This is a genomic window from Agrobacterium sp. S7/73 (genome assembly GCF_019355535.1).
GTDB lineage: Bacteria > Pseudomonadota > Alphaproteobacteria > Rhizobiales > Rhizobiaceae > Agrobacterium > Agrobacterium tumefaciens.
Genome location: NZ_CP072137.1, coordinates 1,632,240 through 1,648,232, shown reverse-complemented (window position 1 = coordinate 1,648,232; position 15,993 = coordinate 1,632,240). Strand labels below are relative to the sequence as shown.

The following is a 15,993-nucleotide window of genomic DNA, read 5'->3' as shown; positions in this document are numbered from 1 at the left end:
GCGGGGAAAGGTTTTGCGGTAAGTGACTGGAAAGAAAGGAGGGGTGGCGCGGAAATGTTCTCGCCTTTGGCAGCAGACGGCAAGCATGCCCCCTTAATCCAGCTATCGCAACCTTCTTAGTCTCATTTTATGGAATGTTATCTGCACCATCGGGCCCGGAGACCGAACGGTGCCGTACACCGCAGATACGACGTCATCCTCGGGCGTGTCGCGAGGATGACGGAGGAGAGGTTTTGCGGCTTTAACCAGCCTCTAGACGGGGGATGCTCCCCCGTCCTTTGTTTATGAACGTACCAGCCCGTCAAACGTAACGATTGACGACGTTCTCCAGATATTCCTGACGGCCGGACTTCGGCTCGGGGTTGATATCCTGGCGCTCGACCAGCGCTGCGATTTCTTCGAGCTTCAGCTCGCCGCGCAACATCTTCTGGGCTTCAGGTGCGTCCCACTTCGCGTAACGCTCCGACAGCGGCTTCGACAGCGCGCCGTCCTCGATCATCTTCGCCGCCGCCTTCAGACCGCGGGCGCAGCAATCCATGCCGCCGATATGGCCGATCAGCAGGTCCTGCGGATCAAGCGACTGGCGACGCAGCTTGGAATCGAAGTTGGTGCCGCCATTGGTGAAGCCGCCGCCGGCCAGTACGTGGTAATAGGCCAGCGCCATTTCAGGTACGTTGTTGGGGAACTGGTCGGTATCCCAGCCAGACTGGTAATCGTTGCGGTTCATGTCGATGGAGCCGAAAATGCCGAAGGCATTGGCCATGGCCAGTTCGTGTTCGAAGGAATGGCCGGCGAGGATGGCGTGACCCTGCTCGATATTGACCTTCACTTCCTTTTCGAGACCGTTCTTCTGCAGGAACGCATAAACGGTTGCGACGTCGTAGTCGTACTGGTGCTTGGTCGGCTCCTGCGGCTTTGGCTCGATCAGGATCGTGCCTTCGAAACCGATCTTGTATTTGTATTCCACAACCAGATTGAGGAAGCGGCCGAGCTGGTCCAGCTCGCGCGAAAGATCGGTGTTGAGCAGCGTTTCGTAACCTTCACGACCGCCCCATAGCACGTAATTGGCGCCGCCGAGCTTTTTGGTGGCATCCATGCAGGTCTTCACCGTCGCAGCCGAGAATGCGAAGACATCCGGGTCCGGATTGGTCGCGGCACCCGACATGAAGCGGCGGTTGGAGAACAGGTTCGCCGTGCCCCACAGAAGCTTTACGCCGGTATCAGCCTGCTTCTGCGCGAAGTAGTCGACGATCTCGTTGAGGTTCCTGGTGTTTTCGGCAAAGTTCCTGCCTTCCGGGCGCACATCGGCGTCGTGGAAGCAATAGAACGGCGAACCGAGCAGCGAGAAGAATTCAAAGGCGACATCGGCCTTCAGCTTGGCGGCCTGCATGGTGTCTTCAAACCACGGACGCTGGAACGTCTGCCCACCGAATGGGTCGCCGCCCGGCCAGGTGAAGGTGTGCCAGTAAGCCACGGCAAAGCGCAGGTGATCTTCCATACGCTTTCCGGCAACGATCTCGTCGGGGTTGTAATGGCGGAAGGCGAGCGGGTTGGTGCTGTCGGGGCCTTCATATTTGATCTTGGCGATATCGCCGAAGAAGCCTGTGCTCATTGGATGGTTCCTCCTCTGGGGTGGGTTTAGGTGGTGTTCAAAAATTCGAGGTCTGCGCGGGCCGCTTACCCCCTCTGTCGTGTCGGACATCTCCCCCACAAGGAGGGAGATCAGCAAGTTGCGCTCAACCGCTTCGATCGCGACCTCACAGGAGGACGTGACCTAGCCGCTTGTCGATCTCCCCCATTGTGGGGGAGATGCACGGCAGGGCAGAGAGGGGTGAACGGCGCACGCAAAACCTCAATGCGAAAGCGACCGAATGGCGGGATAAAGCGCGTGATACCGCTGGTAAGCCTCCTCATAAGCATCGCCAAGCGCCACCACCGGCTCGATCGTCCGCGCCGTTTCCGGCTGCGTGCAGACTGCAACCGGATCTGCACCTGTTGCAGCGATGAGACCGAGTCGGGCGGCGCCGAAAGCGGCGCCGAAATCGCCCTCGGCCGGAATATCCACGGGCACACCGAGCGAAGTCGCGATCGAGGCCAGCCAATAGGCCGAGCGCGAACCGCCGCCGATGGCGGTGACGCGGGAAATGGAGGTGCCGGCCGACTTCAGCGCTTCGAGATTGTCACGGATGGCGAAAGTCACGCCTTCCAGCACAGCCTGCGTCAGCGCCCTGCGGTCACTTTCATGCGAAAGGCCAATGAAAGAGCCGCGAATGGCGGCATCGTTATGCGGCGTGCGCTCGCCGGAAAGATAGGGTGCGAAAGTGACGCCGCTCGGCGCCAGAAGCTCGTCGCCCAGTTCACCCGTCAGTTCGGCTGCGGACTTGCCGGTGAGGCGCGAATACCAGTTGAGTGCATCGGTAGCGGACAGGATGACGCCCATCTGGTGCCATGTGTTGGGAAGCGCGTGGCAGAACGCGTGTACGGCGCTTTCCGGCTTCGGCAGATAGGAGGCGTTGGCGGCAAACAACACGCCGGAAGTGCCGAGCGAAACGAACGCGTGGCCCGCTTTCACCGTGCCCATGCCGCAGGCGGAAGCGGCATTGTCACCCGCACCGCCGGCCACCACGGCCTTGCCCGCAATGCCCCATTGCGAGGCGAGCTCGGCACGCAGCACACCTGCCTCCTCGGTGCCTTCGACCAGCGACGGCATGTGTTTTTCTTCAAGTCCGGTCGCCGCCAGAAGATCGGCAGACCATTTGCGTGCACCGGTATCCAGCCACGATGTGCCGGCGGAATCCGACATTTCCGAGATATATTCACCCGTCAGCCACAGTCGCAGGTAATCCTTCGGCAGCAGTACCTTGGCCACCTTCGCGAAGATTTCAGGTTCGTTCTTCGCGACCCAGGCCAGTTTCGGTGCGGTAAAGCCTGGGAATACGATGTTGCCGGTGATCTTGCGGAAGCGCGGATCGGCATCGAGTTCGGCAGCCTCCGCATAGGAGCGCGTGTCGTTCCACAGAATGCACGGCCGCAGCACATTGCCGCTCGCGTCTATCAGCGTCGCGCCATGCATCTGGCCGGAAAGGCCGATACCTTTCACGGCAGCGAGTTCCTTCGCAAACTTCTGCTTCAGACCTTCGACTGCGGTTTTCGTGGCAGCGATCCAGTCCGCCGGGTCCTGTTCCGACCAGCCGTGATGCGGGCGCGAGACCTCCAGCGAGCCGTTGGCCGAGCCGACGATCTTCTGATCGCCGTCCATCAGCAGGGCTTTGACACCGGATGTTCCAAGATCGAGACCGAGATACATGTAATTCTCCATTCCGGCGCTCCTTGCGCCACTTCAGCGATTTTAAGGGTCACCGCATTTCCGGACGGAAAACCGGCGGCCACTTTTCCTGGAAATGCTCTCCTCAGGGCAGATTGTCCCTGAGGAATATGTCGATACGGATACGCTCCTGCGCGGCGATGACAGCGAGACCATCCGCGCGCGCTTTCAACACGCGAATGGCGCTGCGCACCTCATGCCCTGCATCCTGGTTGAGCACGGCATCAAGCACGCCTTCCCGCAGCGCATTGGCCGTGTTTTCGGTGAGCTCATGGGCGATGACGGATGGCGACCTTTCGCCCGATGACGCTCTGAGCGCCCGGATGAGGCCACGATTACCGGCGCCGAGACTGTAGATGCCGGACAGCGCGTCGCTCGCAAGCGCCTTGGTGACCAGCGCCTCGACGGTGACGGGATCGTCCCGGCCTTCGAGGACCGGCAATAGTCGCAGGTCCGGAAATTCGCTTTCGATGACGGAGCGGAAGCCGTCTAGGCGTTCGCGATGGTCGCGCACCAGCATGGAGCCGGCAACGACCGCAATATCGCCGCCGCGCCCGGACAGGAAGCGCCCCATGAGGCTAGCCGCCGTGCGCCCGGCCGCAACGTTGTCGACGCCGGCATAATGGTCGCGGCGCGAACCGGAGAGATCGGAAACCAGCGTGACGGTGGCGATGCCATCTTCGGCCAGCCGGTCTGCGGCTTCAGCAACATCCTCAGAATCGGTCGCGACGAAGGCGACGCCCGACGGCTTTTCCCGCCGCGCGACTTCCAGCGCCTCCGTCAGTGCCGCGGCATTGAAAGGCGGCACCTCGATAACGCGGATCGCCGTGCGCTCCAGATGGGCACGGGCGGCTGCGGCACGAACTTCGGCTCGCAGCGTCGCCATGAAGGAATTGTCGTTGCCGGGAAGGATGAAGACCAGTGAATAATTGCGACCTTTGGCCAAATTGGCGGCAGCGATATCGCGCACATAACCAAGCTCGGCAATCGCCGCCTCCACCCGCGCTCGAGTAGCGGCGTGAACGCCGGGGCGCATGTTCAGCACCCGGTCGATGGTGGCAAGGCTGACACCCGCCCGCTCGGCGATATCGTGAACTGTCGGCTTCATGTTTCCTCCCGTGCCATTTGAATATCCAGCTTTGCCGCCGTCGTAAACCGAAAAATGATGTACGTACCTCACATTTTCAGCAAGACGATGATTTCACTTTATTTCTACCTTTGCACTATGGGTGCGCGCCTTTGCCCGGCGTCATCCCTCGGCTTTTCCCAAGGATTTAGACACGTCAATAAAATCAACAGGCTGCAGAATATCGGGGCTGACCAACAACTTCCGTCATTTTAGCCCTGGGCCAAGGACTTGGGCTTACTGGATACCGGCTCAAGGACGGCATGACGGAAAAGTATCGCGAAGCACACAAAAAAGGGGCCGTCATTTCCGACGGCCCCAGCTCTGCGGTGGATGGGAGGGGATTTTGTTCAGTGCGCCGCGTCTGGTGGCGGCGCTGCCTTGGGTTTCTGGATCAGCACGGTCATGAAGATCAGGCTGCCGAACAGCAGGGTCAGCGCGAAGAACACATCCGCAAAGGCGAGTATCCACGCCTGCTGCGAGACCATGCCGACCAGCTTCTTGATCGCGACGGAAGCACCGTCCAGCCCGTAGGAATCATAGTTCGCGCCGACATTGTTCAGCCACTCCAGCGCTTGTGGATTGGAATAGCTGACATGTTCCGCCAGCCGCACATAATGATCGTCGGTGCGCTGCGACAGCAGGGTGTTGATGACGGCAAGGCCAACCGCGCCGCCGAGGTTGCGGGTGAGGTTGAACAGGCCCGAGGCATTGCGGATGCGCGCGGGCGGAAGCGTGCCGAGCGCGATGTTGTTGATCGGCACCATGCACATCATCAGTCCGAAACCGCGCAGGACCTGCGGAATCAGCAGCTCGTAGAAATCCCAGTCGGTGGTCACATGCGTCATGATCCACGTGCCGCAACCGAAGCTGATGAAGCCGATGGCCATCATGATGCGCGGATCGAGCTTGGTGGACACCTTGCCGGCAATCGGCGCGGTGAAGAACATGGCAAGACCGGAAACGAACATGGTCTCGCCGATCATCAGCGCATCGTAACCGCGCACGCGACCGAGATAGAGCGGGTAGAGATAGGTCAGCCCGTAAAGCCCTATGCCCATCACGAAGGAAAACAGCGAGCCGATGGAGAAATTTCGGTCCGCAAAGGCGCGGATGTCCACAACGGGGAAGTCCACCTTGAAGGCACGCCAGAAGAACACCACCGCACCGATGACCATGGCCACCGAACCGATGACGATATGCTCGTCGTTGAACCAGTCCTTGTTGTTGCCCTCTTCCAGCACGTATTCCAGAGAGCCGAGGAAGACGGCCATGGAGATCAGCCCCCACCAGTCGAACTTCTTCCAGAGCGAGGTTTCAGGCTTGTCGAAATCGATCAGGCTCCATGTCAGGATGGTGACGATGATGCCGGGAATGATGTTGACGAGGAACAGCCAGTGCCAGGAGAAGGCATTGGAAAGATAACCGCCGACCGTGGGACCGATGGTGGGCGCAAGCGTGGCGACGAGACCGATGATCGGCGAGACGACCGAACGCTTGGAGGGCGGGAAAATGGTGAAGGCGGCCGCAAAGACCGACGGGATCATGCCGCCGCCGATAAAGCCCTGGATCGCCCGGTAGACGATCATCTGGTCGATATTGGTCGCGGTGGCGCAGAGCGCGCTCGACAGGGTGAAGCCGGCGGCGCAGGTGGCAAACAATACGCGCGTGGACAGGATGCGCGCCAGCGTGCCCGACAGAGGGATCATGATGACTTCTGCGATCAGATAGGATGTCTGCACCCAGGCGATCTCGTCGGAGCCCGCCCCGAGACCTGCCTGGATTTCCGCAAGCGAGGCGGAGACGATCTGAATATCGAGAATGGACATGAACATGCCGAAGACCATCGCGAAGAACGCGATGAGCCTGCGCTTGTCCATGGGTGGATCGACGGGAACAGATACCCCGCCTGTGCCGACAACCGTAGCCGCCATGATCTTGCCCTCAACGACGCCCTGGTTGGCCTATGGGTTAACGTGCGCCGTTTTCGTGTTTTCCGGCGCCGTGCGGGTATCCACATCGACGACGACGCTCAGGCCCGCACGCAGATTGTGCTTGGCGAGATCTTCCTTTGAGAAGACGATACGCACCGGTACGCGCTGGATGACCTTGGTGAAGTTACCCGTGGCGTTTTCCGGCGGCAGCATCGAGAAGACCGAACCGGAACCGGGCGATATCGACTGGACCGTGCCCTCAATGGTCTCGTCGTCGAAAGCATCCACATGGACGCGGACCTTCGAACCGGGCACCACGCGGGCCAGCTGCGTTTCCTTGAAATTGGCGTCGATATAAAGCTCGTTCAACGGCACCAGCGAAGCAAGGCGCTTGCCGACCGAAACGAGATCGCCCGTCTGCACCGCCAGATTGCCGATAACGCCGTCATAAGGCGCTTTCAGCACGGTGAAGGCCAGATCGCGGGCCGCCTTGTCCTTGGAAAGCTGCAGCGAACGGATGGTGCTTTCGGCTTCCTCGCGCTGGGCGCGAAGAAGCTCGACATTGGCTTTCGCGGACGAGATCGCCGCCTCGCCGGCTACGACATTCGCCCTGGCCTGATCGAGCGCGACCTGCGCGCTGTCGGAAGCGGCAACGGTGCCGACATCCTTCGCCTGCAATTCGGTGGCGCGCTTCTGGGTGATTTCCGCGCCGCGAAGGGCCGCATCCAGAGCGCCCTTCTGGGCAACGGCCTGTTCCTGCGCTGCCTCGCCACCGATGATCTGCGCGTCGATGCGCTTCAGCGACAGTTCCTCAGTGCGGATCTGCGCGTCGGCCTGTTCAAGCGCGATGCGATAGTCGCCGTCATCCAGAGTAACCAGCGGATCACCCGCCTTGACTTCCTGGTTTTCGACAACGTTCACCTTGGCGATGTAACCCGAAACCTTGGGCGCGATGACCGCGATATCACCCTGAATGTAGGCGTCATCCGTCGAAACCATGAAGCGACCGTCGATCCACCAGTTATAACCGTACCAGCCGGCGCCAGCGAGAAGGGCGATCGCAAAGATCGGCAGAAGCGGCGAACGCTTCTTCTTCTTACGTGCGGCAATTGTCTGTGGCGGCTGTTGCGGCGGGGCCTCCACCGGCTTTGCCGGAGAGGTCTCAGCCTTGGCGGAAACGTCCGCCTCTTCCGCATCGTTGACGGCGCGAACCGCGCTATTCTTCTGGGCCGACATGAGATTGTACCGTGATAAATTGAAGAAAGTTTTTCGAACTGAACCGTTCGGTTCGATTGACATAATCCCTTTCCTGACACATATCAAGTGTAATCGAACTGATTGGTTCGACGTTCGGTTAATTTTTTTTACGCCATTGCAGTGCTAGGAACCGGTAACGATGGCAGGTGAAGACATGGATATGGAGACGGAAACCGAAACGGGCTGTCCGGGAAACCCCGCCGGGCGTTTTGCTGCGGGCGAAGACCCGGCCAAGCGTGAGCAGATTGTTGCCGGCGCCTGGCGCGTGTTCAAGCGCAAGGGCTTCGATGCCGCCAGCATGAACGACATCACGCGGGAAGCCGGCGTTTCCAAGGGAACGATCTATGTCTATTTCTCCAACAAGGAAGACCTGTTCGCCGCCCTTGTCGATCATCACCGCCAGGAATTCGCGACCTCCATGCGCAACATTCTGGCCGGCACCGAAGAGGTGCGCGACGGCCTGAAACAGTTCGGCAAGGCCTTCGCCAACAAGATGATCTGCTCCGAAATGATACCGGCCATGCGCTCGGTGATCGGCGTTATCGACCGCATGCCGAAGCTGGCGCAGCGTTTCTTCATCGCAGCACCCAACAACGTGCGCACCGTTCTTCAGGATTTCATCGAGCATCAGGTCTCGCTCGGCCATCTCAAGGTCGATGACGTCGAACTTGCCGCCCGGCAATATATCGAGCTTTCCACGGGAACTTTCTTCAAGCTGCGCCTGTTCGGAGAACTCGAAGGCCCGGTTCCCGAAGAGGAGCTGGACCGGGTGATCGACAGCGCCATCATGGTGTTCATGGCGGCTTACGGAACCGACAAGGCCTGAAATCATTCAGCAACGGGCGACCGGACCGGCAACGGCACGGGGCCTGATACGCGGTTTGCGCGAAATTTCGATGAAATCTTGCCTATCACAGGCGCGGTCTCCTTGTTTCTCGCGTATTGCGCTATAAATTCCACGAACCGAATGTTTCGGGTGGCCTTGTTGCTGAAAGGAAAAATTCCCTGATGGAGTCCGTTCTCCCTCTTCTGTCCGACCCCGCTGCCTGGGTGGCGCTGGTCACCCTGATCGTCATGGAGGTCGTGCTTGGCATCGACAACCTGATCTTCATCTCGATCCTCACCAACAAGCTTCCGCCTGAACAGCGCGAAAAAGCCCGCAAGATCGGCATCGGGCTTGCCTTGATCATGCGCCTCGGCCTTCTCGGCACTGTGGCCTGGATCGTGCAGCTCACCACGCCGGTCTTCGAAATCTTCGGCCACGCCTTCTCGTGGAAGGACATGATCCTCATCGCCGGCGGTCTCTTCCTGATGTGGAAGGCCACCAAGGAAATCCACCACAATGTCGATCCTGAAGATCACAAGGAAGACATGGTGGGCGGCCCGGTTGCGATGAATTTCGGCGCCGCCATCGGCCAGATCCTGCTGCTCGACCTCGTGTTCTCCGTGGACAGCATCATCACCGCCGTTGGCATGACACCGCATCTGCCGATCATGATCGTGGCCGTGATCTTTGCCGTTGCCGTGATGCTGCTCGCCGCAACGCCGCTCGCCAACTTTATCGAGCGCAACCCCACCATCGTCATGCTGGCACTCGCCTTCCTGATGATGATCGGCACGACCCTGATCGCCGAAGGCATGGGCTTCCATGTTCCCAAGGGCTACGTCTATGCCGCCATGGCGTTTTCGGCGCTGGTGGAACTGCTCAACATGCTGGCGCGTAACGCCAGACAGCGCAAGAAAGCACAGGCGGCCAAACCGCACTGATTGCCCTGACCGTCATGCCGGACCTGATCCGGCATCCCTTCAGCCCAAGCCCTTGGGCTGAAGGGACACTTTCCGCCGCGCCGACGCGCGGCGGCTGATACCGGCTCAAGGCCGGTATGACGCGAACGTGTGGAACGCGCCGGCCATTCGGAACCGCATGCCCCGCCTCGCGTTCTTCGACATCCCTACCGGAAGAGTCCGTCCCGCCGTCTCTCCTTCGAAAGCATAAGCAAGCATGACGACCGACCAGATCCTCGCCTTTACCGTGATCGCCGGCATGATGGTCGCGTTCATATGGGACAGGTTCCGCTATGATGTGGTCGCGTGCAGCGCGTTGCTGGTGGCTGTGGCGGTTGGGGTCGTGCCTTTCGACAAGGCGTTCTCCGGTTTCTCGGACGATATCGTCATCATCGTCGGCAGCGCGCTGATCGTCAGTTCGGCCGTGGCGCGTTCAGGGGTCGTCGATATGACGATCAAGAAATATTTCCCGGAGATGCACTCCAAAACCCTGCAACTGGCCTTTCTGATGATCGTCGTCGCCATCATGTCGGCCTTCATCAAGAACATCGGCGCGCTTGCCATCATGATGCCGGTTGCTTTCCAGTTCGCCCGCAAATCCGGCAGCCCTGTTTCCTATTATCTGATGCCCATGGCCTTCGCCGCCCTTCTGGGCGGGCTCATGACGCAGATCGGCACCTCGCCCAACATCGTCGTTTCCAGGCTGCGTGAGGAAATGACCGGGCAGAGCTTCTCGATGTTCGATTTCACCCCGGTCGGTGCCGGGCTGACCGTGATCGGCATCATCTTCCTGACCTTCGGTTACCGCCTGCTGCCGGTGCGCAACCGCCAGCAGGCATCGATGGAAGATATTCTGGACCAGTCGGCCTATACCGCCGAGGCGACGCTTCCCGCCGACAGCACATACGCCGACAAGCCGCTGCGGGAGCTGTTGAAACAGGCGGATGGCGACGTAATCGCCAGCACGATCCTGCGCGGACCCCGGCGTATCTCCCCCTTCCCCGATGTCAATCTGAAGCCGGGCGACACCATTCTTCTCGAAGGCAACCCGGAGGGCCTCGACCGCATCGTCTCGCAGGCCAAGCTGCTGCTGTCAGGCAAGCCGCTCACCGAGAACGGCCAGAAGACCGCCGACCTTATTTCCATGGAAGCGGTTATCAGCAACGAATCCGTTCTCAACGGGATTTCCGCGCGCGAACTGGCGCTGTCCTACACCCGCGGCGTCAATCTGATTGCAGTCAGCCGTCGCGGCCAGCGCGTCAGCCAGCGGCTCTCCGACCTGACCTTGCAGGCGGGCGACGTCATTCTCCTGCAGGGCAGCCGCAAGAACCTGCCACAGGTATTGCAGGAGTTTTCGCTGCTGCCCCTGGCGCAGCGGGAAATCCTGCTTGGAGTGCAGCGCCGCGCGCTTTTGCCCGTCATCGTGCTTGCCGCGGCCATGATTGCCGCCGGCAGCGGGCTGGTGCCGGTATCCGTCGCCTTTTTCGCCGCCGCCTTCCTGATGATCGTTGTCGGCGCGATACCGCTGACCGAAGTCTATAAATCGATCGACGGGCCGATCCTCGTCATGCTCGCCGCCCTCATTCCCGTCAGCGACAGTCTGCGCACCAGCGGCGCCAGCGAGCTGATCGCCGCCTGGCTCGGCCATGCCGCACAAGGACTGCCGCCCTTCGCAGCACTCGGCATGATCCTGTTGACTGCCATGGCGGTAACGCCCTTCCTCAACAATGCTGCAACCGTGCTGGTTATGGCACCCATCGCCGCCGGTTTCGCCACCACGCTCGGCTTTCGGCCGGAGGCCTTTCTGATGGCGGTGGCGATCGGCGCCGGCTGCGATTTCCTCACGCCCATCGGCCACCAGTGCAACACGCTGGTCATGGGTCCGGGCGGTTATCGGTTCAGCGATTATCCGCGCCTTGGACTGCCGCTGTCGATCATGATCGTCATTGCCAGCATTCCGATGCTGCTTTATGTCTGGCCGGTGAATTAGGGGCGGTTTACGCCCGGGCGAAGACAGCGCAAGCGCCATATTTCCTTGACGCCTGCGGCATAATATGGCCTAAGCCGATGCCGAACGGAAATATGCAAAAGTGCGTTCAACACGCCTTTCCGCACCCTTTCCCGCCGCATTCAAACGAAAACTTCGTGATAGAAGGGTGAAGCCGCCCCGATGTCACCACCCCGTCACGACGAGTGAATTTCATGACCACTTCCGGCGTTCGCGTCCGCATCGCACCTTCCCCCACCGGCGAGCCGCATGTCGGCACCGCTTACATCGCGCTGTTCAACTATCTCTTCGCCAAGAAACACGGCGGCGAGTTCATCCTGCGCATCGAGGATACCGACGCCACCCGCTCGACGCTGGAATATGAGCAGAAGGTTCTGGAGGCGCTGCGCTGGACCGGCCTCACCTGGTCGGAAGGCCCTGACGTCGGTGGCCCCTACGGTCCCTACCGCCAGTCCGAGCGCAAGCCGATGTACTGGCCCTATGCCGAAGAATTGCTGGAAAAAGGCCATGCCTTCCGCTGTTTCTGCACGCCCGAGCGGCTTGAGCAGATGCGCGAAGCGCAGCGCGCCGCTGGCAAGCCGCCAAAATATGACGGTCTCTGCCTCCACCTGAAGGCTGAAGAAGTGACCACCCGCGTCGCCGCCGGCGAAGCCAACGTCGTGCGCATGAAAATCCCGACCGAAGGTTCGTGCGATTTCCATGACGGCGTTTACGGCGATGTCTCGATCCCCTGGGATTCGGTTGACATGCAGGTGCTGATCAAGGCCGACGGCATGCCGACCTATCACATGGCAAACGTCATCGACGACCATCTGATGAAGATCACCCATGTGGCGCGCGGCGAAGAGTGGCTGGCTTCAGTGCCCAAGCACATCCTGCTTTACCGTTATTTCGGCTGGGACCAGCCGACGTTCATGCATCTTTCGCTGATGCGCAACGCCGACAAGTCGAAGCTTTCCAAGCGCAAGAACCCGACGTCGATCTCCTATTATTCCGCGCTCGGCTACCTGCCGGAAGCGCTGATGAACTTCCTCGGCCTGTTCTTCATCCAGATCGCCGAAGGCGAAGAGCTGCTGACCATGGAAGAGCTGGCCGCGAAGTTCGATCCGGAAGCACTTTCCAAGGCCGGCGCCATCTTCGATATCCAGAAGCTGGACTGGCTGAACGGCCGCTGGCTGCGCGAAAAGCTCACGCCTGAGGACTTCATTGCCCGCACGCTGGAATGGGCGATGGAAAATTCCCGCCTGACCGAAGGCCTGAAGCTTGCCCAGAGCCGCATTTCCAAGCTCGGCGAATTGCCAAACCTTGCCGGCTTCCTGCTTTCGAGCGACGTTGGCCTGACGCCCGCCTCCTTTGCCGGTCTCAAAAGCAAACCCGAGGAAATCCACGAAATCCTCACCACGGTTGCCACCGATCTGGAAAAAATGCCTGATTGGAACGTTGAAGCCATCGAGGCCGAGCTGCGCGACATTGCCGAACGCACGGGCAAGAAACTGCGCGTCGTCACGCCGCCGCTCTTCGTCGCCGTCTCCGGTTCCTCGCGCTCGCTGCCGCTGTTTGACTCGATGGCGCTGCTCGGCCGCTCCGTCGTGCGCCAGCGCCTGAAGGTCGCTATTGCCGTTGTGGCCACGATGGTTGGCAGCGGTGCTTGATGCCTGCCGGGGCGGGTTTTAAATCCACCCCTCATTCCTGCGCTTGTCACAGGAATCCAGCCACGGCGCGTCGGCGCCGTGAAAGAATGAATTGAGGTCTCCCGCGCCAAGGACTTGGGCGCACTGGATTCCTGTGACAAGCACAGGAATGAGGGATACGGGAGGCAATTGTCGCCGCGGCAACGCCGCAACAGGATTGAACAATGAACGACAAGACAACCGAAACCACCGCCCTTTCCTCCGACGCCACCGAAGTGCGCCGCCAGAAACTTGCGCTGCTGCGCGAGCAGATCGGCGATGTCTATCCGGCCCATTTCCATCGCACGCTGACCAATGCGGAGCTGGCGGAAAAATATGCCGATATCGAACCGGACACGGAAACCGGCGACACGGTAACGGTGGCGGGCCGCGTTTATTCGTCGCGCAATTCCGGCATGTTCATGGATATCCATGACGCCTCGGGCAAGGTGCAGATCTTCTCTCACAAAGATACGACGCCGGAAACGGCGCGCAATCTGCTGCCTATGATCGACATTGGCGACATCATCGGCGTAACCGGCAAGGTGCGCCGCACCAAGCGCGGCGAGCTGACGATCAACGCCGAAGAAATCACCATGCTCACCAAGTCGCTGCTGCCGATGCCGGAAAAATGGCACGGTGTCTCCGATATCGAGCTGCGTTACCGCAAGCGCCATCTCGATATTCTGGCGAACGAGGACTCCAAGCTGCGCTTCCTGCAGCGCTCGAAGATCCTGTCCGGCATCCGTCGCTTCATGGAGGCCGAAGGCTTCCTCGAAGTGGAAACGCCGATGCTGCAGACAGTTTATGGCGGTGCGACGGCCGATCCGTTCAAGACCTTCCACAACACGCTGAAGATGGACATGTATCTGCGCATCGCGCCGGAACTGTTCCTGAAGCGCACGCTGGTATCAGGTCTTTCCGACAAGGTGTTCGAAATCAACCGGAACTTCCGCAACGAAGGCGTCTCCACCCGGCACAATCCTGAATTCACCATGATGGAGTGCTATTGGGCCTATGCCGACTACGAAGACATCATGGGTCTCGTAGAGCGTCTGTTCGAGACGCTGGCGATTGCCCTCCACGGCACGACCGAGGTGGAATTCCAGGGCCAGACAATTTCCTTCAAGGGTCCGTTCAAGCGCGTGCCCATGCCTGATGCGGTGAAGGAAGCGACCGGCATTGACTTCCTTGCGATCAAGACTGACGAGGAAGCCCGCGCCGCCGCCAAGGCTGCCGGTTTCGCCGTCGAGAAGGACTGGACCTGGGGCGAATGCCTTGCCTTCATCTTCGAAGAGAAGGTCGAAGGTACGCTTATCCAGCCGAGCCACGTCACGCATTTCCCGAAGGATATCTCGCCCTTCGCCAAGGAAGTGCCGGGCGAACCGCGCCTCGTTGAGCGTTTTGAGAGCTATTGCAACGCCTGGGAAGTGGGCAATGCCTTCTCCGAACTCAACGATCCCGAAGAGCAGCGCCGCCGCATGGTGGAGCAGCTTGAGCAGGCCCATGCCCGCGGTGAAAAGGACAAGCAGCTGGACGACGAATTCCTCGACGCCATCGATCAGGGCATGCCACCCGCCGGCGGCCTCGGCATCGGTGTCGATCGCCTGATCATGCTCCTGACCAACGCCCCCTCGATCCGCGACGTCATCCTCTTCCCGGCCCGCCGCAACAAGGCGGACTAAGGATAATCAAGCGAAGGCGGCCGCATGGCCGCCCTTGCCCTCATGCGCCCGGTCTCTACCGAACATTGTGGCCCCTGTGGCAAAATTTCCTGCTAGATCGTCTCATGGCGCAGACGCGCAAAGGCTGGATGCCGGATCAGGTCCGGCATCACGAAAGAAGGCGCTGCGACGATATTTTACAAACGTCGGCACAGCCGTATCAATTTTCCAGATGGTTTTAGTTCCGAGGTGTCAGCAAGAGCTCAAACGCTCCTAATGCGACGCCTTCGCCTTCCCCGCAGCCGGCTCTTCCGCAGGCGCGCTCTCGGCCAGCTTCTCTTCCGCCGCCTGCGCGGTCGTTGTGCCTTTTCCGAAGATCAGTGATTTCAGATAGCTGATGCTGAAGATGCTGCCGCCATCGGCTTCCGGGGTCGAGGTCAGAAGTTCTTCGTCGGCTACGGGTTCGCCGTGGGCTTCCGCACCGGGTCCGCCCTCATGCGTTTGCGCCGGCGCAGCGTCGTGGCCGCCGTCGCCTTCGCCCTTGGTTTCGCCGTGTCCGCCCGCGCCTTTTGCGGCTTTTCCGCCATGCCCTTCGGGTGCGGCGTCCGAAGCGGGGGTTGCGCAGTCGGCGGCATCGCTCAGGCTTGCGGCCATTGCTTCGGCATCTTCCAGCGGCAGATCGATGCGCAGCCCGTAAAACTGGCCGCTGCCGTTTGATGCACCGTCGTAATAAAAGGCGGAATAACGCTGGGCATCGGCGCCTTCGGGAATTTTCGCAGGGTCGGCAATGAAGACCACCTGGGCCGCGATAGCGCGGCCGCGCATTTCCGAGCGCAATTGCGGGCCGTTTTTATCCAGCACGGAAACCTGGACCAGATCAGGCTTCTGTTTGTCGTAAACTGCCCTGGCGACACGCAGCGCTGTTTTCAACCGGTCCGTGCCGTTGCCGCCGTCAGTACGAATGAATTTGCGGACCCACAGGGAACCGTTCTTGCGGATGTTGACTGTCTGGACTGCGTCGCAGGAAAGCCCGTTGACGGAGGCATAGGTGGACCCGAGCAGCCGCTCGCTGCCGATAAACACGGCAGCAGAACCGGTCGCACCCGCCAAAAGCAGGATCCCGCCTCCGATCATAACGAGTTTGCGCGAAAACCGCATTCGTCCGAATACAGCCTTCACGCGCAAAATCCTGACATTCAGTACCCCGCCTATCGCCCTCACCCC

11 protein-coding genes are annotated in these 15,993 nt (G+C 60.4%); 5 read left to right on the top strand and 6 right to left on the bottom strand.

The window, feature by feature from the left end:
• Positions 1-301: 301 nt before the first annotated feature.
• From xylA to J5276_RS22470, 5 genes are all read right to left on the bottom strand, one after another.
• A complete protein-coding gene (gene xylA, locus J5276_RS22490) occupies positions 302-1,612 on the bottom strand; it encodes a xylose isomerase (RefSeq protein ID WP_003516221.1) in 1,311 nt (436 codons plus the stop codon).
• 240 nt (positions 1,613-1,852) lie between these two features.
• A complete protein-coding gene (gene xylB / locus J5276_RS22485) occupies positions 1,853-3,307 on the bottom strand; it encodes a xylulokinase (RefSeq protein ID WP_174012458.1) in 1,455 nt (484 codons plus the stop codon).
• 103 nt (positions 3,308-3,410) lie between these two features.
• Positions 3,411-4,433: a LacI family DNA-binding transcriptional regulator gene (locus J5276_RS22480; protein WP_013762325.1), complete on the bottom strand. Its 1,023-nt coding sequence runs from the start codon at positions 4,431-4,433 to the stop codon at positions 3,411-3,413.
• A 368-nt stretch (positions 4,434-4,801) separates the two neighbouring features.
• The gene (locus J5276_RS22475; RefSeq protein WP_013762324.1) at positions 4,802-6,385 is read right to left on the bottom strand and encodes a DHA2 family efflux MFS transporter permease subunit; all 1,584 of its coding nucleotides are present in this window, start codon (positions 6,383-6,385) and stop codon (positions 4,802-4,804) included.
• Positions 6,386-6,415: 30 nt separating this feature from the next.
• On the bottom strand, positions 6,416-7,621 hold the full coding sequence (locus J5276_RS22470) for an HlyD family secretion protein (RefSeq protein ID WP_112497599.1): 1,206 nt from the start codon (positions 7,619-7,621) through the stop codon (positions 6,416-6,418).
• A 160-nt stretch (positions 7,622-7,781) separates the two neighbouring features.
• Here J5276_RS22470 and J5276_RS22465 point away from each other — a divergent pair, with 160 nt between their 5' ends.
• The 5 genes from J5276_RS22465 to lysS all read left to right on the top strand — a co-directional run bounded on the left by J5276_RS22465 (position 7,782) and on the right by lysS (position 14,790).
• Entirely contained in the window at positions 7,782-8,468 is a 687-nt protein-coding gene (locus J5276_RS22465) for a TetR/AcrR family transcriptional regulator (RefSeq protein WP_003516212.1), read from the top strand.
• Between the two features lie 182 nt (positions 8,469-8,650).
• Complete coding sequence (locus J5276_RS22460; protein ID WP_003516210.1) at positions 8,651-9,409, top strand: TerC family protein; 759 nt, start codon at positions 8,651-8,653, stop codon at positions 9,407-9,409.
• A gap of 235 nt (positions 9,410-9,644) precedes the next feature.
• On the top strand, positions 9,645-11,417 hold the full coding sequence (locus J5276_RS22455) for an SLC13 family permease (protein WP_003516208.1): 1,773 nt from the start codon (positions 9,645-9,647) through the stop codon (positions 11,415-11,417).
• Positions 11,418-11,629: 212 nt separating this feature from the next.
• On the top strand, positions 11,630-13,087 hold the full coding sequence (gene gltX, locus J5276_RS22450; protein ID WP_013762321.1) for a glutamate--tRNA ligase: 1,458 nt from the start codon (positions 11,630-11,632) through the stop codon (positions 13,085-13,087).
• A 203-nt stretch (positions 13,088-13,290) separates the two neighbouring features.
• On the top strand, positions 13,291-14,790 hold the full coding sequence (gene lysS / locus J5276_RS22445; RefSeq protein WP_013762320.1) for a lysine--tRNA ligase: 1,500 nt from the start codon (positions 13,291-13,293) through the stop codon (positions 14,788-14,790).
• Between the two features lie 252 nt (positions 14,791-15,042).
• Here lysS and J5276_RS22440 read toward each other — a convergent pair whose 3' ends face one another.
• On the bottom strand, positions 15,043-15,927 hold the full coding sequence (locus J5276_RS22440; protein ID WP_174012456.1) for a hypothetical protein: 885 nt from the start codon (positions 15,925-15,927) through the stop codon (positions 15,043-15,045).
• Between the last annotated feature and the right edge of the window lie 66 nt (positions 15,928-15,993).